This window comes from Sphingomonas sp. MMS24-J13, from assembly GCF_044905095.1.
Classification (GTDB): Bacteria; Pseudomonadota; Alphaproteobacteria; order Sphingomonadales; family Sphingomonadaceae; genus Sphingomonas_I.
On sequence record NZ_CP173258.1, the window covers coordinates 1,396,747 to 1,417,808 of the forward strand.

At 64.7% G+C, this 21,062-nt stretch carries 21 protein-coding genes and 1 pseudogene; 10 read left to right on the forward strand and 12 right to left on the reverse strand.

Annotated features, from left to right (window positions below):
- The first annotated feature begins 48 nt into the window (after positions 1-48).
- The 10 genes and pseudogenes from AB4Z44_RS06585 (at position 49) to AB4Z44_RS06630 (ending at position 9,129) form a co-directional block, all read left to right on the forward strand.
- Positions 49-1,224, forward strand: coding sequence for a D-alanyl-D-alanine carboxypeptidase family protein (locus AB4Z44_RS06585; protein WP_404714369.1), 1,176 nt, complete (start codon positions 49-51; stop codon positions 1,222-1,224).
- A gap of 2 nt (positions 1,225-1,226) precedes the next feature.
- Positions 1,227-1,847 carry a dTMP kinase gene (gene tmk, locus AB4Z44_RS06590; protein WP_404713260.1) on the forward strand — a complete coding sequence of 207 codons (621 nt, stop codon included), beginning with the start codon at positions 1,227-1,229 and terminating at the stop codon, positions 1,845-1,847.
- Positions 1,844-2,815, forward strand: coding sequence for a DNA polymerase III subunit delta' (locus AB4Z44_RS06595; protein ID WP_404713261.1), 972 nt, complete (start codon positions 1,844-1,846; stop codon positions 2,813-2,815). The genes tmk and AB4Z44_RS06595 overlap by 4 nt, the downstream gene beginning before the upstream one ends.
- A 41-nt stretch (positions 2,816-2,856) precedes the next feature.
- Positions 2,857-4,373: pseudogene (gene metG / locus AB4Z44_RS06600) on the forward strand (methionine--tRNA ligase).
- Positions 4,373-5,149: a TatD family hydrolase gene (locus AB4Z44_RS06605; RefSeq protein WP_404713262.1), complete on the forward strand. Its 777-nt coding sequence runs from the start codon at positions 4,373-4,375 to the stop codon at positions 5,147-5,149. The pseudogene metG and the gene AB4Z44_RS06605 overlap by 1 nt, the downstream one beginning before the upstream one ends.
- Complete coding sequence (locus AB4Z44_RS06610) at positions 5,146-5,913, forward strand: MBL fold metallo-hydrolase (protein ID WP_404713263.1); 768 nt, start codon at positions 5,146-5,148, stop codon at positions 5,911-5,913. Before AB4Z44_RS06605 ends, AB4Z44_RS06610 begins: the two co-directional genes overlap by 4 nt.
- Positions 5,914-6,014: 101 nt before the next feature.
- Positions 6,015-6,518, forward strand: coding sequence for a TIGR02281 family clan AA aspartic protease (locus AB4Z44_RS06615; protein WP_404713264.1), 504 nt, complete (start codon positions 6,015-6,017; stop codon positions 6,516-6,518).
- Positions 6,519-6,683: 165 nt separating this feature from the next.
- Positions 6,684-7,469, forward strand: coding sequence for a nucleoside triphosphate pyrophosphohydrolase (mazG, locus tag AB4Z44_RS06620; protein ID WP_404713265.1), 786 nt, complete (start codon positions 6,684-6,686; stop codon positions 7,467-7,469).
- A complete protein-coding gene (locus AB4Z44_RS06625; RefSeq protein ID WP_404713266.1) occupies positions 7,466-7,876 on the forward strand; it encodes a DOPA 4,5-dioxygenase family protein in 411 nt (136 codons plus the stop codon). The genes mazG and AB4Z44_RS06625 overlap by 4 nt, the downstream gene beginning before the upstream one ends.
- Positions 7,877-7,980: 104 nt before the next feature.
- Complete coding sequence (locus AB4Z44_RS06630; RefSeq protein ID WP_404713267.1) at positions 7,981-9,129, forward strand: LLM class flavin-dependent oxidoreductase; 1,149 nt, start codon at positions 7,981-7,983, stop codon at positions 9,127-9,129.
- A 36-nt stretch (positions 9,130-9,165) separates the two neighbouring features.
- Here the strand turns inward: AB4Z44_RS06630 and hflX are convergent, their stop codons facing one another.
- The 12 genes from hflX to pgsA all read right to left on the reverse strand — a co-directional run bounded on the left by hflX (position 9,166) and on the right by pgsA (position 21,054).
- Positions 9,166-10,473 carry a GTPase HflX gene (hflX, locus tag AB4Z44_RS06635; RefSeq protein ID WP_404713268.1) on the reverse strand — a complete coding sequence of 436 codons (1,308 nt, stop codon included), beginning with the start codon at positions 10,471-10,473 and terminating at the stop codon, positions 9,166-9,168.
- 73 nt (positions 10,474-10,546) lie between these two features.
- Positions 10,547-11,035 carry an RNA chaperone Hfq gene (gene hfq / locus AB4Z44_RS06640; RefSeq protein WP_404713269.1) on the reverse strand — a complete coding sequence of 163 codons (489 nt, stop codon included), beginning with the start codon at positions 11,033-11,035 and terminating at the stop codon, positions 10,547-10,549.
- A gap of 167 nt (positions 11,036-11,202) precedes the next feature.
- On the reverse strand, positions 11,203-12,588 hold the full coding sequence (locus AB4Z44_RS06645) for a sigma-54-dependent transcriptional regulator (RefSeq protein ID WP_404713270.1): 1,386 nt from the start codon (positions 12,586-12,588) through the stop codon (positions 11,203-11,205).
- Between the two features lie 4 nt (positions 12,589-12,592).
- On the reverse strand, positions 12,593-14,764 hold the full coding sequence (locus tag AB4Z44_RS06650) for an ATP-binding protein (RefSeq protein ID WP_404713271.1): 2,172 nt from the start codon (positions 14,762-14,764) through the stop codon (positions 12,593-12,595).
- 160 nt (positions 14,765-14,924) lie between these two features.
- Entirely contained in the window at positions 14,925-16,367 is a 1,443-nt protein-coding gene (ntrC, locus tag AB4Z44_RS06655; protein WP_404713272.1) for a nitrogen regulation protein NR(I), read from the reverse strand.
- Positions 16,367-17,470, reverse strand: a complete 1,104-nt coding sequence (locus tag AB4Z44_RS06660) for a nitrogen regulation protein NR(II) (protein ID WP_404713273.1) — start codon at positions 17,468-17,470, stop codon at positions 16,367-16,369. The genes ntrC and AB4Z44_RS06660 overlap by 1 nt, the downstream gene beginning before the upstream one ends.
- Positions 17,446-18,444, reverse strand: coding sequence for a tRNA dihydrouridine synthase DusB (gene dusB / locus AB4Z44_RS06665; protein WP_404713274.1), 999 nt, complete (start codon positions 18,442-18,444; stop codon positions 17,446-17,448). The genes AB4Z44_RS06660 and dusB overlap by 25 nt, the downstream gene beginning before the upstream one ends.
- 77 nt (positions 18,445-18,521) lie before the next feature.
- Positions 18,522-19,238 carry an anti-sigma factor domain-containing protein gene (locus AB4Z44_RS06670; RefSeq protein ID WP_404713275.1) on the reverse strand — a complete coding sequence of 239 codons (717 nt, stop codon included), beginning with the start codon at positions 19,236-19,238 and terminating at the stop codon, positions 18,522-18,524.
- Positions 19,231-19,779 (reverse strand): sigma-70 family RNA polymerase sigma factor, encoded by a 549-nt coding sequence (locus AB4Z44_RS06675; protein WP_404713276.1) that lies wholly within the window; start codon positions 19,777-19,779, stop codon positions 19,231-19,233. Before AB4Z44_RS06675 ends, AB4Z44_RS06670 begins: the two co-directional genes overlap by 8 nt.
- A 15-nt stretch (positions 19,780-19,794) precedes the next feature.
- Complete coding sequence (locus AB4Z44_RS06680; RefSeq protein ID WP_404713277.1) at positions 19,795-20,247, reverse strand: molybdenum cofactor biosynthesis protein MoaE; 453 nt, start codon at positions 20,245-20,247, stop codon at positions 19,795-19,797.
- Complete coding sequence (gene moaD, locus AB4Z44_RS06685; protein ID WP_404713278.1) at positions 20,244-20,501, reverse strand: molybdopterin converting factor subunit 1; 258 nt, start codon at positions 20,499-20,501, stop codon at positions 20,244-20,246. The genes AB4Z44_RS06680 and moaD overlap by 4 nt, the downstream gene beginning before the upstream one ends.
- Before the next feature lie 4 nt (positions 20,502-20,505).
- Positions 20,506-21,054 carry a CDP-diacylglycerol--glycerol-3-phosphate 3-phosphatidyltransferase gene (gene pgsA, locus AB4Z44_RS06690; protein WP_404713279.1) on the reverse strand — a complete coding sequence of 183 codons (549 nt, stop codon included), beginning with the start codon at positions 21,052-21,054 and terminating at the stop codon, positions 20,506-20,508.
- Between the last annotated feature and the right edge of the window lie 8 nt (positions 21,055-21,062).

Here is a 21,062-nt window from a genome sequence, read left to right on the forward strand (position 1 = left end):
ATCACCGTCCCAATCACCAGCCGCAACGATCACGGGAAATTGCCAGTCATGACGCGTAACCGCTCCATAGCTCTGCTGCTCGCCGCCAGCATGCTGACCGCGCTTCCGGGCGAGGCAGCAGCCCCGCCGTTCGATACGCCGGCGACGGTGGCCTATATCAAGGATCTCTCGTCAGGCGCGGTGCTCTATGCCAAGAATGCCGACCAGCGCATTCCACCGGCGTCGATGGCCAAGATCATGACGGTCTATGTCGCCTTCGATCTGATCAAGAAGGGCCAGCTCAAGCTCAGCGATATGGCGACGGTGCGCCCCGAGACGTGGAAGCAGTGGCATGGGCCGGCAGCGGGATCGACCATGTTTCTCTCCCCCGGCGAGCAAGTGTCGGTCGCCAATCTTTTGTTCGGCATCATCACCTTGTCGGGCAACGACGCTTGCGTCGTGCTGGCCGAGCATATTGCCGGCACGGAGCCCGCCTTCACCAATCTGATGAACCAGCGCGCCAAGGAACTGGGCCTCACCAACAGCCACTTCGGCACATCGAACGGCTGGCCCGACAACGGCGTGACCTATGTCTCGGCCCGCGATCTCGCCACGCTCGCGCAGGCAACGATCGAGAATTTCCCCGATCTCTACAAGACCTTCTACAGCCGCCTGAACTTCACCTGGGGCAAGACGATGGGGTCAGGCCAGGACATCACCCAGGCCAATCGCGATCCTCTGCTCGGCCGCGTCCCCGGGGCCGACGGTCTCAAGACCGGCCACACCGAGGAATCGGGCTTCAGTTTCACGGGCTCGGCGCAACAGAATGGCCGGCGGCTGGTGCTGGTCATGTCCGGGCTGACCTCGTTCAACCAGCGGATCGAGGAATTGGTCAAGTTCATGAACTGGGGTCTCCATGCCTGGACCTCGAAGCAGCTCTTCGCCAAGGGCACACAGATCGGCACGGCCAAGGTCCAGTTGGGCAGCGCGCGTGAGGTCGCATTGGTGGCGCCCGCGAACATGGCAGTAACGATGCCCGCGGGCATGGGATCGGACGTCAAGGTGTCCTACGCCTATACGGGGCCGCTCAAGGCGCCGATCAAGGCAGGCACCCATGTCGCCGATCTGATCGTGCGCACGCCCGATGGGCCGCCGCAGGTGATGCCGCTGGTCGCGGGTGGCGACGTCGGTAAAGCGGGCTTCTTCGGGCACATCGCCAACGGTATTCATCGTATTATCGGCTGATAATGCCCGCTCGTTTCATCAGTCTCGAGGGCGGGGAGGGGGTCGGTAAATCCACCCAGGCCAAGGCACTTGCCGCCGCGCTGCGAGAGCAGGGCCTCGATGTCGTCCTTACCCGCGAACCCGGCGGCAGCCCGGGTGCCGAAGCGATCCGCGCCTTGCTCCTAGGCGGCGAGCAGGATCGCTGGGGGCCGCGTGCCGAAACCCTCCTGTTCGCCGCCGCGCGATCGGACCATCTCGACAAGACCATCCGCCCGGCGCTCGCGCGCGGCGCGTGGGTGGTGTGCGATCGCTTCGTCGATAGCTCGATCGCCTATCAGGGCGCCGACGGGCTGGGCGAGGACGCGATCCGCGCGCTCCATCAGGTCGGCAGTGAGGGCATGCTGCCCGATCGCACCTTCTTGCTCGCGCTCGAGACGGCGACTGCAACGGCACGCGAGGACGAGCGCGATGCCGGACAGGTCGATCGCTTCGGCATGCGTGACCTGACCTATCGCGCCCATGTCGCCGCGAATTTCGAAAAGTTGGCGATCGCCGATCCTGTGCGCTGGCGGATCATCGATGCGAGCGGCGCGCCGGCCGATGTCACCGCGCGATTGATGGCGGCGCTGGCGGATTATCTGTGACGCTGCGGGGTCATCATGACGCTGTCGCCGCGCTGCGCGATGCGGCCTCGTCCGATCGCTTGCACCACGCTTGGTTGCTTGCGGGTCCGCAGGGGATCGGCAAGGCGACCTTTGCCGACGCAGCCGCCCAATGGCTCCTCGCCACGGCTGCCGGGCCCGGTTTTGCCGGGGAGGGGTTCGAGGTTCCGCCCGATCACCGTATCGCTTCGCTGATCGCGGCCGGGTCGCACCCCGATCTGCGTCGTCTCGCACGGCTGACGCGCGACAAATCGGAGGATCTGGCCCGCTCGATCACGGTCGATCAGGTGCGCAGCCTCCAGTCGCTGTTCGCGACTACGCCGAGCCTCTCGTCACGCCGCGTGATCGTGATCGACGCGATCGACGATATGGAGCGCAACGCGGCCAACGCATTGCTCAAGAATCTGGAAGAGCCGCCGGCGGCCACCGTCTTCCTGCTCGTCAGCCACGCACCGGGAAGGCTGTTGCCGACGATCCGCTCGCGCTGCCGGCTGCTGCGCCTCGGCCCGCTCGATGAAGTCGATACGCGCGCGGTGCTGCGCGAGACGCTTCCCGATGCCGATCGCGAGGAGATCGATGTGCTCACTCGCATCGCCGAAGGCGCCCCCGGCCATGCGCTCCGCTTTGCCGGGCTCGATATCGCCGGGCTGGATGCGGCGATCGAACGGTTGGCGGTGCATGGTGATCCCACCAACGCGTTGCGCGTCGCGCTCGGCAAGATGCTCGGTCTCAAGGCCGCCCAGCCGCGCTATGAGGCGTTTCTCGAACGGGCGCCGTCGCGTATCGCCGCGGCTGCGCGCGGCCGTCCCCCACAGGCTTTGGGCGACACGGTCGCCCTCTGGCGGCAGGCGCGCGATATCGCGGATCGCGCGGTCCACCAGTCGCTCGATCCGCAGACTACCGTGTTCGAGATAGCCGGCCTCGTCGCGAAACTCGCGCCAGTCGCCTGAAACCCTCGACTAAGCGGCGCGACAAAGGATAAGGCGCGCGCATGGCCGAACCTTTCTACATCACCACCGCGATCGTCTATCCCAACGGCCGCCCGCATATTGGCTTCGCCTATGAGGTGATCTGCGCCGACGCGATCGCGCGTTTCCAGCGGCTATCCGGGCGCGAGGTCTTCTTCCTGACCGGCACCGATGAGCATGGCCTCAAGATGGCGCAGAAAGCGCGCGATCTGGGGACCACGCCGATCGAACTGACCAATGAAATGTCGGCCGCGTACAAGGAGATGGATGCGCTTCTCAACATCTCGTACGATCGTTTCATCCGCACCACCGAGCCGGCTCACTACGAGGCGAGCCAGGCCATCTGGCGCGCGATGGAGGCCAATGGCGACATCTATCTCGGCCGCTACGAAGGCTGGTATTCGGTGCGCGACGAGGCCTTCTACGATGAAAAGGAACTGATCGAGGGGGAAGGGGGCAGAAGCTCTCGCCGCAAGGCACTCCGGTCGAGTGGAATGTCGAGGAGAGCTGGTTTTTCCGCCTCTCGGCCTTCGCCGATCGCCTGCTCGCCTTGTATGAGGCGCAGCCCGATTTCATCCGCCCCGAAACGCGCCGCAACGAGATTGTGAGCTTCGTCAAAGGCGGGCTGTCCGATCTGTCGATTTCGCGCACCAGCTTCGATTGGGGCGTGCCCGTGCCGGGCAGTGACGGCCATGTCATGTATGTGTGGGTGGACGCGCTCACCAATTATCTTACCGGCCTTGGATATCCCGAAAAGACAGAGCTTTACGATAAGTTCTGGCCAGCCGATCTCCACATCATCGGTAAGGATATCGTGCGCTTCCACACGGTCTACTGGCCGGCCTTCCTGATGTCCGCGCAACTGCCCTTGCCCAAACGCGTGTTCGGCCACGGCTTCCTGCTCAATCGCGGGGAGAAGATTTCCAAGTCGGTCGGCAACGTGATCGATCCGATCGAGCTGGCGAAGACCTATGGCACCGATCAGTTGCGTTATTTCCTGTTGCGTGAGGTCAGCTTCGGACAGGATGGCAGCTACAGCAGCGAGGCGATCATTACCCGCTGCAATGCCGATCTGGCCAACGGCCTCGGAAATCTCGCGCAACGTTGCCTCAGCATCATCGCCAAGAATTGCAGCGGCGTCGTGCCCGAGCCAGGCAACGCCCCGAACGAACTCGATCTCGCGCAGCTTCTGCCGCGCGTGAACGATGCGATGGCCGATCTGGCGCTCAATCGTGCGCTGGAGATCGTCTGGGACGGCGTCGCACTCGCGAACCGCTATTTTGCCGACATGGCGCCGTGGTCGCTGCGCAAGGAAGATCCGGCGTTGGCGGATGGCGTGCTCTATCGGACGGCCGAAGCGGTGCGGGTTTTGGCAATCCTCGCGCGCTGGGCGATCCCGGCAAGCGCCGACAAATTGCTCGATCTGCTCGGACAGGATGCCGACGCGCGCGATTTCGCGGCTTTGGCAATGCCCCTCGCGCCCGGCACGGTGCTGCCGGTGCCGCAGGGCGTGTTCCCGCGCTATGTCGAGCCAGCTTGATGCTGATCGATAGCCACTGCCACCTCAACTATAAGGGGCTGATCGAGGACCAAGGCGCGGTGCTCGATCGTGCGCGCGCGCGTGGCGTGACCGGCATGCTCAACATCTCGACGCGCGAGCGCGAATGGGATGCGATCGTTGCCACCGCCGAACGCGAGCCCGACGTTTGGGCGTCGGTCGGCATCCATCCGCACGAGGCCGACGCCCATCCCGATGTCGACGCCGCCAAGCTGATCGCCGCGGCGCAGCACCCCAGGGTGATCGCGATCGGCGAGACCGGGCTCGATTATTTCTACGATCATTCTGATCGCGACCGCCAGCGCGCCAGCTTCCTGTCGCACATCCAGGCGTCGCGCGAGACCGGGCTGCCCTTGATCATCCACACCCGCGATGCGGAAGAGGATACGGCCGCGATCATGGAGGCGGAGATGGGGAAGGGGGCCTTCCCCGCCTTGATCCACTGCTTCACCGCGAGCCAGGCCTTCGCCGATCGCATGCTCGCGATCGGCCTGTTCATCTCGATCTCGGGTATCGTGACCTTCAAGAACGCCAAGGCGTTGCAGGAGACGGTGACGACGATCCCGGCCGGCCGGTTGCTGGTCGAAACCGATGCGCCTTTCCTCGCGCCGGTGCCGCATCGGGGCAAGGTCGGCGAACCGGCGTTCGTGGCCGATACCGCCGCCTTCATCGCCAATCTGCGCGGTGAGGAGACGTCGGATCTGATGGACTATACCGCGCGCAATTTCTTCACATTGTTCCGGAAAGCTGCTGCGTGAAGCTCATCGTCCTCGGGTGCGGCACCTCATCGGGCGTGCCGCGGATCGGGGGCGATTGGGGGGCGTGCGATCCCGATGATCCGCGCAACCGGCGCACCCGTGCCTCGATCCTGGTCCAGAGCGGGACGACCACGATCCTGGTGGATAGCGGCCCCGACATGCGCGCCCAACTTCTGGCGGCGGGCATCGGCGCGCTCGATGCAGTGATCTGGACGCACGAGCATGCCGATCACACGCATGGCATCGACGATCTCCGCCAGCTTTTCCACGTCCGTCGCGCGCCGGTGCCTGGCTATGCGCGGCGCGAGACGATCGATCTGCTCGAACAGCGCTTCGGCTACGTCTTCAGCGGGCGCTACGGATATCCGTCTACAGCGGAAAAGATGTTACTCGAGGACGAGACCGTTATCGGCGACATCATAGTGCGCGTGGTCGATCAGCCGCACGGGGAGATCACCTCAGCCGGCCTGCGCTTCGAACATGGTGGGCGCTCGATCGGATATGCTACGGATTTCAGTGCGATCACGCCCGAGATGGAGAGATTGTTCGAGGACGTGGACGTCTGGGTGGTCGATGCGCTGCGTCGCAAACCGCATCCGACGCATCCGCATCTGGCGATGACGCTCGACGCGATCGCGCGGCTCAAGCCAGGTGAGGCAATCCTGACGCATATGGACCAATCGATGGATTATGCGTCCTTGCTCGTCGAACTGCCGGGGGGCGTCGTGCCGGGCTATGATGGGCTGGAGCGCGTGCTGGCATGAACGGCGATCAGGGCGCCAATGTTCTTTACATAATGTTGGCGCTCATATTGCCGCTGTCCGCGTTGCTGTCTCGCCGCGTTCCGTTGCGAAAGATAGCCCCGATGGCCCTGGCATGGTTCGGGATTTTCATCATCGTGATGCTGGCGATCGGGCTCAGCCGCGAGAATGGATTGCAGGCCGGTTGGGCCAAAGTCCGGAGCCTGCTGGGTGATGACGAACAGCGTATCAGCGGCGGCATGGTGCGGATCCGCAAGTCCGCGGATGGCCATTTCTGGGCGACGGCACGCATCGACGGGATCGAACGCCGTTTGCTGATCGACAGCGGCGCGACGACGACATCGTTGAGTCTTGCGACCGCGCACGCCGCGTCGCTCGATCTCGATCAGAATCCGTTTCCGACAACCTTGTCGACCGCGAACGGGATGGTGTTCGCACGCACGTCGAGCGTGCACCGGCTCGAACTCGGTCCGATCGTCGCAAGCGATCTGCGCGTGGTCGTCGCGCCGGAATTCGGCGATACCGACGTGCTTGGCATGAATTTCCTGTCGCGGCTCAAAGCGTGGCGGGTCGAGGGCGATATGCTCGTGCTGGAGCCGAAAGCCTGAAGCGTTCCTTAGGACCTAACACCAATCTATATTTTACATAATATATATTATCAGACTAAGAGATCGAAGAAGGTCCCGATCCGGCGCGCCCTCCGCTGACCTTTCGGTTGTCGGGGTGCGACAATATTCTATGCACCATCCATCCCTTGATTTGCAGGAATGACGATGATCCCTCGCGACGGTTTTTCGGCGGATCTTTTTGCCAACCCGATCGAGCGGCTGGTCGCGATCATGGCGCGGCTGCGCGATCCGGAGCTTGGCTGCCCGTGGGATGTGAAACAGGACTTCGCCTCGATCGCGCCTTACACGATCGAGGAAGCCTATGAGGTCGCCGAGGCTTGCCAGGCCAACGATCTGCCCGCGTTGCGCGACGAACTCGGCGACCTGCTGCTGCAGGTCGTATTCCACGCGCGCATGGCCGAGGAGATCGGCGCTTTCGCGTTACCCGATGTGGCTGCAGCGATCTCCGATAAGATGATCCGGCGCCATCCGCACGTCTTCGGCGACGACCCGCGCGAGGCCGGCCATGCCCAGTGGGAGGTTATCAAGGCCGCCGAGCGCGCCGCCAAGCCTGAGGATCCGAGCGCGCTGGCGGGCGTAGCGATCGCCCTGCCCGCGCTGATGCGCGCCGAAAAACTGCAGAAGCGCGCAGCACGCACGGGCTTCGACTGGCCCGATCCCGCCGGCGCGCGTGACAAGATCGTCGAGGAACTGGCCGAAGTCGATGCGGCAGCCAGTGACGAAGAGCGCGCCGAGGAGATTGGCGACTTGCTGTTCGCGGTGGTCAATTGGGCGCGCAAGCATGGCGTCGATCCCGAAGCCGCTTTGCGCAATGCCAATGCCAAGTTCGAGGGCCGTTTCCGTATGATGGAAGAGATTGCAGGCGATGCCTTCGCCGGCCTGCCGCTGGATCAGAAGGAAGAGCTCTGGCATGAGGCGAAGCGGCGATGAGCTATCGCACACTTGACGAGATCGTGAGCTATCACGCGCACATCTATTTCGATCCCGTCACCACCCGCCGTGTCGCCGAGCATCTCCGCGCTGGGGTCGATGCGCGCTTCGCGGTGCGGCTCGGGCGTTGGCATGAGGTGCTGGTCGGCCCGCACGATCGCGCGATGTTCCAGATCGCGTTCGAGAATCACCTGTTCGCGACGCTCGTGCCGTGGCTGATCCTCAATCATGGTGGGTTGCCGATCCTGATCCACCCCAACACCACCAACCCGTGCCGCGATCACATGCAGGATGGCCTATGGATTGGCCAGAAGCTCTTCATCCACCAGGATAAATTGCCGACCTGGCAGGAAAGACCGAACGAGGCCGAAGAACCCAACAGCAACCCGTATCTCACCGATTTCTGACAAGAGGTTGTTATCGTCCCGATTGTGAGACAGTCGGCGCTCTAGCCTCTTGCCAAGTCGCCGCCCGCCGTCTCTTGTCGGGAAAATAAGGTGAGAGGTATGCAATGACGAAGGCCGAGCTGCGTTACGGAATCTTCCTGCCCCCCTTCCACGCGCTGGACGAGGATCCGACGCTCTGTCTGCAACGCGATTTCGAGCTGATCGAGTTTCTTGATCGGCTTGGCTATGACGAGGCCTGGATCGGCGAGCATCATTCGGGTGGGTTCGAGATCATCGCCTCGCCCGAACTGTTCATTGCCGCCGCGGCCGAGCGCACCACCCGTATCAAGCTCGGCACGGGCGTGATGTCGGCCCCCTATCACCATCCCTTCATGACCGCCGGCCGCATGGCGCAGCTCGATCATCAGACCAAGGGTCGCGCGATGTTCGGCATCGGGCCGGGCCTGCTCAATTCGGACGCGCAGATGCTCGGTATCCGCGCCGAGACTCAGCGCGATCGCATGGGCGAGGCGGTCGATGTGATCACGCGTCTGCTCGACGGCGAGATCATCACCGCCAAGACCGAATGGTTCGAGATGCATAATGCGCGCATGCAGCTGGGGCCCTATAAGGGCCGCCGCCCACATATCGCCTGCACCAGCACGGTGACGCCCAACGGCGCGGTGTTGGCGGGCAAATATGGGCTGGGCATGGTCTGTGTGGCCGCGGCCAGCCTGGCTGGCTATTCTGCGCTCGATACCAATTGGGCGATTGCTTGTGCCGAGGGTGAAAAAGCCGGCAAGCCGATGGACCGTGCCGGCCTGCGGCTCATGGCCCCCTTCCATGTTGCGGAGACCCGCGAGCAGGCGATTGCCGAAGTGTCGTGGGGTTTCGATAAATGGTCCGACTACGCCTATCAGATCAGCCCTCAGGGCCCGGCCTCAATCGGGCTAGGACCGGTCAAGGATATGATCGAGAACCAGGCAGCGGTGATCGGTACGGTCGATGACGCGGTTGCACAGCTCGAACGCTATTGGGACAAGACCGGCGGTTTCGGCTGCATGCTGATCCTGGCGCAGAATTGGGCGACTCCGGAGAATACGAAGAAGTCGTTCGATCTGATCGCCCGTCAGGTGATGCCGAAATTTGCGGCGCGCAATGCTCGGCGGATCGAGTCATACAACTGGATGGGCGATAATCGGGTCGAGTTTGCGAATGCGACACGGACGGCGTCGCAACTCGCGATCGAGAAGCACGCGGCGAAGGGGGCGTAGCACCATAAAGGCCCTCCCCCGTCGGGGAGAGGGCCTTTATCGACGAGTTTGAAAGCGGCTCCACTCGTCGGGCGATAGCCGCACGTCGAGACGCAACTTCTCACCGTCGAGCGCGGATTCGATCACCTCGCCATGTTGGTGCAGCCACGCCACCATCTCGCCGTCGGTCACCGGCACGATGATCTCATGCACAACCGCGCCAGCCAATAGACGGTCGGCAACCTCGCGCTGGAGTGCCGACACCCCCTCCCCGGTCAGCGCCGACACCGGCACGACATCGGGCGTGCGCGCAGCCTCGGCCAGCACGCGGGCATGCTCTTCCGGATCGAGTGCATCGAGCTTGTTCCAGACCTCGAGGATCGGGGTCGCGACGCCCTCCTCGCTTTCAGGCCCGATCCCGATCTCGGCCAGCACCGCCAGCACGTCGGCGCGCTGCGCTTCCGTATCGGGATGCGCGATATCGCGGACATGGAGGATCAGGTCGGCGGCGGTGACCTCCTCCAGCGTCGCGCGGAAGGCGGCGACCAATTGCGTCGGCAGATCGGAGACGAACCCCACCGTGTCGGACAGGATCGCCTTGTCGATCCCCGGCAGCGCGATCTGGCGCATCGTCGGATCGAGCGTCGCGAACAGCAGATTCTCCGCCATCACGTCGGCACCGGTGAGCCGGTTGAACAGGGTCGATTTGCCCGCATTGGTATAGCCGACCAGCGCCACCACCGGCCACGGCGCGCGTTCGCGCCGCGCGCGGTGGAGGCCGCGCGTCTTGCGGACCTGCTCCAGTTCGCGCCGGATCTTGGCCATGCGATCACGAATCAAGCGACGGTCGGCCTCGATCTGGGTCTCGCCGGGGCCGCCGAGGAAGCCAAAGCCGCCGCGCTGGCGTTCGAGGTGGGTCCACGATCGCACCAACCGACCCGCCTGATAATCGAGGTGCGCGAGTTCAACCTGAAGTCGCCCTTCGGCGGTGGCCGCGCGCTCGCCGAAGATTTCGAGGATCAATCCGGTGCGGTCGATCACCTTGGCCTTGGTCGCCTTCTCCAGATTCTGCTGCTGGACCGGGGTCAGCGCCGCGTCGACCACCACCAGTTCGGCCTCGTGCATGCGCGCCGCCAGCGCGATCTGCTCGACCTGGCCCGAGCCGAACAAGGTCGCCGGTTTGGGCTGGCGCAGGCGGAAAGCCATGCGATCGACCACGTCGAGCCCGATCGCGGCGGCAAGCCCGCTCGCCTCATCCAAACGCGCCTCGCTGTCGCGCAGGCTGTCGCCGCGTTCGGGCATGGCGATCACCGCCCGTGCGCCGCGCCTTACTTCGTCCGTTTCTTCCCGGGTAAATCCACTCATCCCGACGATATAGGGATGGAGTGCCCCAGCGTCACCCGCCGATCGCGACGGCGGCGTGACGCATGGCTCGGGGCTATTCCTCCTCGTCGCCTTCGTCTTCGCCGCTCATGAGGTTGAGTGGGCGCATCGGCTGGACGGTCGAGATGGCATGCTTGTAGACAAGCTGGCTCATCCCGTCGCGGCGGAGCAGCATGCAGAACAGGTCGTAAGCGGCAATCTCACCCTGAAGCATGACACCGTTGACCAGGAACATCGTCACCGGCTCGCCGGATTTGCGCACTGCGGCGAGGAAGATTTCCTGCAGCAGCTGCGACTTCTTGTCGTCGAAACCCTTCTCGATCTCCGACAGGTCGAGCGGATGCGCCGGCATCACCGTCGAGATGGCGTGCTTGTAGATAAGCTGGCTCTGCCCGTCGCGACGCAGCAGCACCGAGAAATTGTCGAACCAGGTGATGATACCCTGGAGCTTGACGCCCTTGACGAGGAACATCGTCACCGGGGTCTTGGACTTCCTCAGCGTGTTGAGGAAGATATCCTGGAGGTTGTTGACCTTGTCCGCCATCGTAAGTGGCCTTCTCTTTTGGCGGGTCGTAGCCCGCTGGCGCCGTTCACGGCATCGTGCGCCCCGCCGGTTGCGGGAGCGTTATAACGATAGGATTTGTTGCGTCGCAACACAAGGTTGCGAGCACCCATTAACGATTAATTGTGCGAATGCCCGTCTGCGCGGCATCATTCATCCTCCCCGCGCGGATCGGCGAGGCCGAGGCTCTTGAGCTTGCGGTGCAAGGCCGAGCGCTCCATCCCGATGAAGGTCGCGGTGCGGCTGATATTACCCGAGAAGCGGCGGATCTGGACGCGCAGATATTCGCGTTCGAACGTCTCGCGCGCCTCGCGCAACGGCGTACCCATGATCGATCGCGCGCCGTTGCCAGGTACGATCTCGGCCTGACCCGACACGATTTCCGGCGGCAGCATATCGGCGTCGATCCGGCCGATCCGGTCGAGCGGCGCGAGGATGATCGTGCGCTCGATCATGTTGCGCAACTGGCGGACATTGCCCGGCCAGTCATAAGCCTGGAGGGCCGCGATCGCCTCGGCCGAAACGTCGGGGGTCGGCACGCGGCGCTCGGCGGCGTAGCGTGCGGCGAAATGCGCAGCGAGCGCAGGCACGTCCTCGCGCCGTTGTTCGAGCGGCGGCATTTGCACTGGCACGACGTTGAGCCGGTAATAGAGGTCTTCGCGGAAGCGTCGCGCCTCGATTTCGGCCGCCAGATCACGTGCTGTCGCCGATACGACGCGGACGTCGACCTTCACGACCCGCGTGCCGCCGACCCGCGTGAAGCTTTGATCGGTCAACACGCGCAGGATCTTGCCCTGCGTCGACATCGGCATATCCGCGATCTCGTCGAGGAAGAGCGTGCCGCCATGCGCCTGCTCGAACAGGCCGGGGCGGGCGAACTGGCCGCCCTCCTCCACGCCGAACAATTCCTCTTCGACCCGCTCGGGCGTCATCCGCGCCGCCGAAACGACCACGAAGGGCGCCTTTTCGCGCGGGCTCCAATTGTGGAGCAGGCGCGCCGCCACTTCCTTGCCGGCGCCGGCGGGCCCCGAGATAAGGACGCGACTGCCGGTGCCGGCGACGCGCTTCAGGGTTGCGCGGACATGATTGATCGCCTGGCTGGTGCCCGTCAGCTCGTCGTCCTGCCCGACCTGCGCCTTGAGGTCCGCATTTTCGCGCCGCAGCCGATCGGTCTCGGTCGCGCGCGCGACGAGGTGAAGCAGGCGCGAGCTTTCGAACGGCTTCTCGATGAAATCGAAGGCGCCCTCGCGTACCGCCGCCACGGCGGTGTCGATCGTGCCGTGGCCCGAGAAGACGATCACTGGCAGGCTCGGATCGCGGCGCTTGATCTCGGCCAGCAGCGCCAGCCCGTCGAGCTTCGATCCTTGCAGCCAGACGTCGAGCAGCACCAAGCTCGGGCGACGCTCGCTCAGCGCCGCCAGGGCCGTATCGGAACAGGCGGCGCTACGCGCCTGATATCCTTCGTCTTCCAACACGCCGGCGACAAGCTCGCGAATATCGGCCTCGTCGTCGACTACCAAGATATCGAGGGCCATGGTCTTAAGCACTCCTGACGCGGATTGGTTGTTGTTCTGTGGCGGACTCGTCTTCGGCAACGCCCTCGACCAGACGGTCGAGTGCTAGCCGATCGCACTCGATCCGCACGATGGTGCCGCCCCCCGGGCGATCGAGGAAGGTGATCGTGCCTTGATGTTCCTCGACGATGCGGTGCACGATCGCCAGGCCGAGCCCGGTGCCGCGCGCGCGCGTCGTCATATAGGGCTCGGTCAGCCGCTCGCGCTCGGCCGGCAGCCCGACGCCATCGTCGGCAACCTCGATGCACAGCCGCTCGTCCGATGCGCGGATGGTCATGGCGACATGACCTTCGCCGCCCTCGCCGACCCGCGCTTCGACAGCTTCGACGGCATTCTTGATGATGTTGGTGAAGGCCTGGCCGATCTGGCGGCGATCGCACACCATGGATGGCGGTGGATCGGGCGCGTCGAGCGAGAAGTGCACCGCCGGATGCGCGACCTCGTGCAGGAACAGCGCCTGCTTGGCGATATCGATCAAATTCTCCCGCAGGAATTGCGGCTTCGGCATGCGCGCGAACGACGAGAATTCGTCGATCATGCGACGGATGTTGCCGACCTGCCGTACGATCGTCGAGACGAGCCGGTCGAACGTGCCGCTCTCTTCCACGATCTGCCGTCCATAACGTCGCTGGAGACGTTCGGCGGCGAGCTGGATCGGGGTCAGCGGGTTCTTGATCTCGTGCGCGATGCGGCGTGCGACATCGGCCCAGGCGGCGCGGCGCTGATCGGCGAGCCGCTGGGTGATGTCGTCGAACGTGAGCACGTGCCCCTGCCCCGCCCCGACGACGGTGACGGCGAGCGTGCGCACGTCGCCGTCGACCTCGATCAGCACCACCGCCTCGCGCTCCCCCGCATCGAGCAGATCATCGAGCGCGGGCGCAACATGTTCGAGTTGGCGTCCGATCAGGCTGGTTTCGCCGGATCGCAGCAAGGCCTGCGCCGAAAGGTTGGTGAGCGTGATCTGGCGATCGCGGTTGATCGATATGACGCCCGCCGACACCCCCGACAGCACGGCTTCGGTCAGCGCACGGCGGCTTTCGAGCGCGCCGGTCTGCTCGCTCAGGCGCCGGGTCATACGGTTGAAGGCGAAGGCCAAAGTGCCGACCTCGTCATGCTGGTTAGGCGCGGCGACCCGGGCGGTGAGATCGCCGCCGGCCACCCTTCGCGCCGCGCCCACCAGCTCGCCGATCGGACGAACGAGCCGATCCGCGACGGTCAGGGCTACCCAGATCGCCACTGCGACGATCAGCAGCGAAATCAGAAAAAGCGCCAGGATGAAGCGCAATTGCAGCGAGCGCGATCGATCGATCAACGAGCTGTAATCGCCGAGCGCGATATTGGCGCGGCCGACCTGCGCCAGCACGAGTGGATCGGCCTTGCGTTGGATCCAGAGATAGGTGTGGCTCCGGACATCGAACTGCATTGCCGATTCCATGTGATCGCTCAGAACGCGCACATGCGGCTTGCCGTCAGCCAGCAATGTCAGCGAAGGCAGGCGCCTATCGAGCGGCCGCCGATCGAGACTGGCGCCCCAGACGAGATGCTTGCTGCCGTCCGGCGCGACCTGGATCATCGCCGCCTGATCGAGCTTGCGGTAGAAGAACTGGCTCGCGAAATAATCGCCCCAATGCGGATCGTCGGGCGGCGCCGTGGCGAGCGCATGCTGGATGTCGCCGGCCATCGCGACATTCTCGGCGCCGAGATCACGCATATGCTCCTCGACATAGGTTTGCGCGACGCGATCGGCATTGCCGAGCACGGCGCGCACCTTATCGGAGAACCAGAATTGGACGCCGATCTGGAAGAGCAGCGACGCGAAGATCACGACCAGCAGGGTCGGCAGTGCGGCGAGGACGGAGAAGAGCGCCACCAATCGGACGTGCAACCCGCCGCGCCCGCCGAGCGGCGACCGTTCGGATCGCCCGCGCGCGATCCGCCTGGCGACCAGCACCATCAGCCCCATTGCCGGCACGAGGTTGGCGACCAGCAGTAAGGCAGTGACGATCGGGCTTAGCGCACTCTGTGGCGCGGAAGGCGAGGTATCGTGGCGCACCGACTCCCAGGTCAGCGCGATCACGCCGATCCACACCGCCAGCAGCGCGAGTTCGGCGCCGGCCATGGCGCGCCGCGGCCGCATGCGCAGTAGCGTCAGCCGCCGCCGCCAGCGGGGCCCGCGTGTCTTTTTCGTCTCGAACGACGATGTCATAGTGGCTGCGCTACCACAGCATTGTGGCGGAGGAAACACAGTGTGCGATGAGCGGTTGGTCGCATCCGCCACACCCGATCGGCGAACTTATTCAGATATCGGTTTTTCTTACCGCCGGCCCGACACCCAGATCGGTGAGCTTCTTGCGCAGCGTGTTGCGATTGATCCCCAGCATCCGCGCTGCCTTGAGCTGGTTGCCGCGCACGGCGGCGAGTGTCAGCCGCAGTAGCGGCCGCTCCAGTTCGGCCAGCACGCGATCGTACAGCCCATCGGGCGGCAAAGAATGGCCGTAGCTCGCAAAGTGACGGGCCAGATGCTGTTCGATCGCCTCGCTGAGCCCTGCCGCGTCGGGGACCGCATGCGGTGCGGCCTGCCCGCCTTGCGTCAACTGCTGCTCGATCAAAGCCGGTGTGATCACCGCGTCGCGTGTCAAAGCGGCGAGGCGGCGCATCAGATTTTCGAGCTCGCGGATATTACCCGGCCAGCTATGCCGCTCGAGCCGGGCGACCGCCGCCGGCTCGAGCAACTTGCGCGGCAGGCCATCGGCGGCGGCGCGATCGAGGAAATGGCGGGCCAATTCTCCTATATCCGATCCACGCTCGCGCAGCGGCGGCAGGCGGACGGGCACGACGTTCAATCGGTAATAAAGGTCTTCGCGGAACTGCCCCTCGCCGATCAGGCGCGGCAGATCCTGATGGGTCGCGGCGATAATGCGGACATCGGCCTTGATCGCGCGTGCCCCGCCGACGGGCGAGAATTCGCCCGACTGGAGCACGCGCAGCAGCCGTGTCTGCGCTTCCATCGGCATGTCCCCAATCTCGTCGAGGAAGAGCGTGCCGCCCTGCGCCTGTTCGAACCGGCCGGCGGTGCGCGCCTGCGCACCGGTGAAGGCGCCTCGCTCATGCCCGAACAATTCGCTTTCGATCAGCTCGCGCGGGATCGCCGCCATGTTGACCGCGACGAACGGCGCGCCCTTGCGCGGGCCGAAATCATGAACCGCCTTGGCGACCAGTTCCTTGCCGGTGCCGGACTCGCCCAGCACCAGCACGGTCAAATCGTTCGAGACGACCCGGGCTATCGTGCGGTAGACGTCCTGCATCGGCGGCGACCGGCCGATCAGCGGCAGATCCTCGCCCGCGCCTCCCCCTTCGGGCTCGGGATGCGCGGCGCTGCTCGCCAGCGCCTCTTCCACGGCGCGGGTGAGTTCGGACAAATCGAACGGTTTGGGCAGATAGTCGAACGCGCCCTGTTCGGTGGCGCGCAACGCGGTGGTGAAAGTGTTCTGCGCCGACAGCACGATCACCGGCATCGCCGGATATTCCGCGATCAGCGCCGGCACCGCATCGAGGCCGTTGCCGTCGGGCAGGACGACATCGGTCACCAGCACCTGCGGCCGAAATGTGCGGAGCGCGCGGCGCAGATCGGCGAGGCTGCCAGCGGTTTCGACGATATGCCCGGCACGGCGCAATGCCTCGCGCACCACGGTGCGGATGGCGGCATCGTCATCGGTGACGAGAACGCGTCCTCCAGCCATCACTTCTTGCTCGCGCGTGGCAGGAGGAGGCGGAAAACCGTGCGTTCGGGCGAGCCTTCGCGCGCATATTCGACCATGCCGCCTTGATCGGCGATCATTTTCTCGACCAGCGCCAATCCGAGCCCGCGGCCGGCGCGCTTCGAACTGACGAAAGGATCGAACAGATGTTCCGCAATTTCAGGCGGCGCGCCGGGGCCGTCATCGATCACGCAAACTTCGATAGGCAATGACCGCCGCCCATCGCCCGATCCCGTGACCACCCGCACGCCGTGGCGGTAAGCCGTGGTCAGCGTGACGGTACCGCCCTTGTCGCCTATCGCCTCGGATGCATTCTTCAGCAGGTTGATCAGCACCTGGACCAGCGAGTCCCGATGTCCGAGAATTGCCGGCAAAGATGGGTCATAACTCTCTCTAAAAACGATATTGTCACCGAACCCGCGTATCGCGACTGCCTTGGCATGTTCCAGGATCGCGTGGATGTTCTGTGGCCCGATTTCGAGCGGCCGCGTATCCGTGAAACCCTCCATCCGGTCGATCAGGGCTGTCACGCGGTCGACCTCGTCCCGGATCAGGCGCGTCAGCGACTGGGCCTCGGCATCGACATTGGCCTCGAGCAATTGCGCCGCGCCGCGAATGCCGGACATCGGGTTCTTGATCTCATGCGCCAGCAATGCAGCCGCGCCCGCCGCCGTCAGCGCGCCGCCGGCCTGCACGCCACGTCGCGCGATCGGTGCCGCCGAAGGATGGGCGTGGATCGTTACCACGCGCCAGCCGCGCCATTCGGGCAAAGGTGCCGACATGATGTCGGCGCGCTGGTTGCGGTGGCCCGGCAGCGTGATTTCCTGGTCATAGGCCACGAACGGGGTGTCGCTGGGGACCGAGGTCAGGCTATGCCCGATCGCGTCCTCTACCATCATACCGATGACGGCCGTACGCGACAGGTTGAGCAAGGTTTCTGCCGCGACATTGGCGTCGAGGATCACGCCTTCATGGTCGATCAGCAGCATTGGCGTCGGCAGGGCGGCCAGCAAGGCCTCCGCCGGCGCCGGGCGCGCATCTGCGCGCGCGCGCAGACGGATCAGGCGGCCTTGCGGTTGATCCACGGTGCGTAAAATTCCTGGAGCATCGCCAGCACGCGCTTCGCGTCCGGTTCCTGGTTGACGGTGTTGCGGAACTCGGCCGATCCGGGCAGCCCCTTGGTGTACCAGCCGATATGCTTGCGCGCCATGTTCACGCCCACATCGCTGCCATAAAGACTGAGCATATGCTCGTAATGGCTGACGATCGTGCGATATTGTTCGTCGAGTAAAGGGTCGGCGCGCCGTTCGCCATTCTGGAGCCAGCGCATCACCTGCCCCAGCAGCCACGGCCGGCCATAGGCGCCGCGCCCGATCATCACGCCGTCGGCGCCCGACTGGTCGAGTGCGATTTCGGCATCCTCGGGCGAGCAGATGTCGCCATTGACGATCACCGGCACCGACACCGCCTCCTTGACGCGACGCACGAACGCCCAGTCCGCCGATCCCTTATACATCTGGCAGCGGGTGCGGCCGTGGACCGTGATCATCTTGATCCCAATGTCCTCGGCGATACGGGCAAGCTCGGGCGCATTGAGGCTGTGATGATCCCATCCCATCCGCATCTTGAGCGTGACCGGCACCTTCACCGCCTTCACGGTCGCCTCGATCAAGGCGGCGGCGAGCTTGGGTTTGGCCATCAAGGCCGATCCTGCGTCGCCATTGACGACCTTGCGGACCGGGCAGCCCATATTGATGTCGACGATCGCAGCGCCCTTGTCCTCGGCGAGCCGGGCCGCCTCGCCCATCTGTTCGGGCTCGCACCCGACAAGCTGCATCGACACTGGATCCTCGCTCGGATCCCACAGGGCCTTCTGGAGCGACTGTCGCGTCTCGCGGATCGCGGCCTGGCTGGCGATCATCTCGGTGACGTTGAGCCCCGATCCGTAAGAACGGACAAGCCGCCGAAACGGGAGGTCGGAGACGCCCGTCATCGGCGCCAGGATCACCGGCGTCTCGATGCGGACATTGCCGATGAGGATGGGGTTCAAACGCGACACGATTACTCTGCTTAAAAATCAGGCAGTGCGATAGCGGTTAGCTACCGCTTCCGCAACCTGCCCACCAAGGGAATGCGTCAGCTCTTCGGCAGTGCCACCAATTTGCCGGTATAAAGCACCGGGCCGGTAGGGAGGCCGGTTGGCGAACCGCCGACAGGCTCGCGTGACACAGCTAGGGTCACGCCCTCATCCTCGGTCATGCGTTGCAACGTCGCAGGCTTCCTGGGATCGATCAGTCCCATAGGTTTGGGTGCGGCGCTCCCCCTGATGGCCCACAATTCGAAGCTGTGGAGCGTATCGTCGGGCATGTTGACGCTGATTACCTTGAGCTGCCCGGTGCGACGGTCGTGCGTCACGATCAAAGCGGGTGTGCTCCCGGCCGACGTCAGCGCCGCGACGCCGCTGGTGAGCGCGACCGGCTGGACCACCACTTGCGGCGACGGCACGACCGGTGTCTGGCCGGGCCGCAGCGCCACGCCAGCGGCGATCAGCGCGACCAGACCGGCCGCGACCGACGCGAACTGCCAACGCTGGACCCGATTGTCGTTGGCAACCGCCGGCCGCACGGCGCTACCCGTGATCGTGCCCTCGATCCGTGCGAGCAAATGAAGCGGCGGCTCCATCGGCGGCAAGGCGAGAGCGAGCGGCGCCAGTCGTTGCTGCCAATCCTTGAGTGCCTCGACGGCAAGCGGATCGCGCGACAGCAATCGCATGAAGGCCATCCGCTCCGAAGCGTCGAGCGTGCCCAGCGCATATTCGCCGGCGAGGGCGAAGATATCATCCTCTTCAGCCATCGAGGCAGGCCTTCAGCGCCGCAAGGCTCCGATGGAGCCAGGACTTGATCGTGCCGACCGGACGTGCGGTGCGCTCGGCGAGTTCTTCGCGGCTGTCGCCGTTGAGATAGGCCGCTACGACGAGTTGGCGCTGTTCGGGATCGAGCCGCCCAAGGCAGACCTGCAACGCCGCGAGCTGTTCGCTCGAAATCGCATCCTCGCGATCGGCGATGTCGTCCAATTCAACCTCGGCGAAACGCCCTGCCCCGCGCGCCATCTCACGCCGCCGGACATCTATCGCGACATTGCGCGCCATGGTCGCCAGCCAAGTGATCGGCCGGCCGCGGCTGGCGTCATAACTTCCTGCGCTACGCCAAACTCTTACATACACGTCGTGCACAGCATCGTCCGTCCTTGAGGCTTCCCCCAAGATACGGAACACGACGGCATAGAGTTTCGCCGACGTGCGACGATAAAGTTCGGCGAAGGCATTACGATCTTCGACGGCCACCGCCGCCAGCAGATCCTCAACCTCCCACCCGTCGAATCGTGCCCCCGTCATAGCCCCTTCCCTGGCCTATTCGGCCCTGTCGTGCCAGCGCGCGGCGGCGCGATCGTCTGCCGCTTGCCGTTCTACCCAATGGGCGGCACCGTCGGCAAATGTTTCACGCTTCCAGAACGGCACGTCCGTCTTGAGTTGGTCGATGAGAAAGGCGCAGGCCTCCAGGGCGGCCGCACGATGTGCCGACGCGGTGCCGACGAACACGATCGGATCACCGGGGCGGAGTGTCCCGACGCGATGGATCAAGATCGCGCCCAAGAGGGGCCAACGCTGCGTCGCGGCTTCCGCAATCGCCTGCATCGCAGGCTGGGTCATACCGGGATGATGTTCGAGGAAGAATTCGGTGAGGCCGCCATCGCCGCGGACGAGCCCGGTAAAGCTCGCCACCCCACCCCCGCCGAGCGTGTCCAGGCGGATCAGTTCGGCGCCCGCATCGAACGGCGCCTCCTGAACCCGGGCCTCGATCATCCGCCGGTGACCGGCGGGAAGATCGCAATCTCGCGGGCGCCGACGATCGATGCATCGAGACCGACGAAGGCCTGGTCGACGGCGGCGCGCAAGCGGCCGATATCGGCGAAGGCGCGCGCATGCCCTTCGCTCCGGGCGGCCAGCCATCCGATCAATCCGGTCACGTCGACCACATTGGCCGGCGGCTCGACCCGTTCGGACGGCACGCCGACGCTTTCGCGCACCCATGCGAAATAGAGGATATCGAGCGCCATCGGCTCAATCCATGTGCTTCAGGCCGACGCGCAGATAGTCCCAGCCGGTGATCAGGGTCAGGCCGGCGGCGGTCCACAGGCTGACATAGCCGACGAGGCCGATCCAAAGCACCGCTGGCAACGCGCCCGCCAGGATGATCGCGCCAAGCGCCACCAGCTGGAAGGTGGTCTTCCATTTCGCCAGCTGGCTGACCGGCACCGATACGGAAAGCTGCGCCAGGAATTCGCGCAACCCCGATACGGCGATCTCGCGGACCAGGATGATCACGGCTGCGACCACCGCCGGCCCATCGATCGCGCGGGTGAACACCAGCATCACGATCACGGTCGCGACCATGATCTTGTCCGCGATCGGATCGAGAAAGATGCCGAGCTTCGATACGGCGCCCTGCGCACGGGCGAGGTAACCGTCGAAATAGTCGGTTATCGCCACCAGAACGTAGAGCACGAAAGCCAGCGCATAATCGCTCGGGCTCGGCCGCCATAGCAGCAGCACCATCACCGGCATGGCGACGATGCGTGACAAGGTGAGCAGATTGGGCAGGGTCAGCATGATGAGCA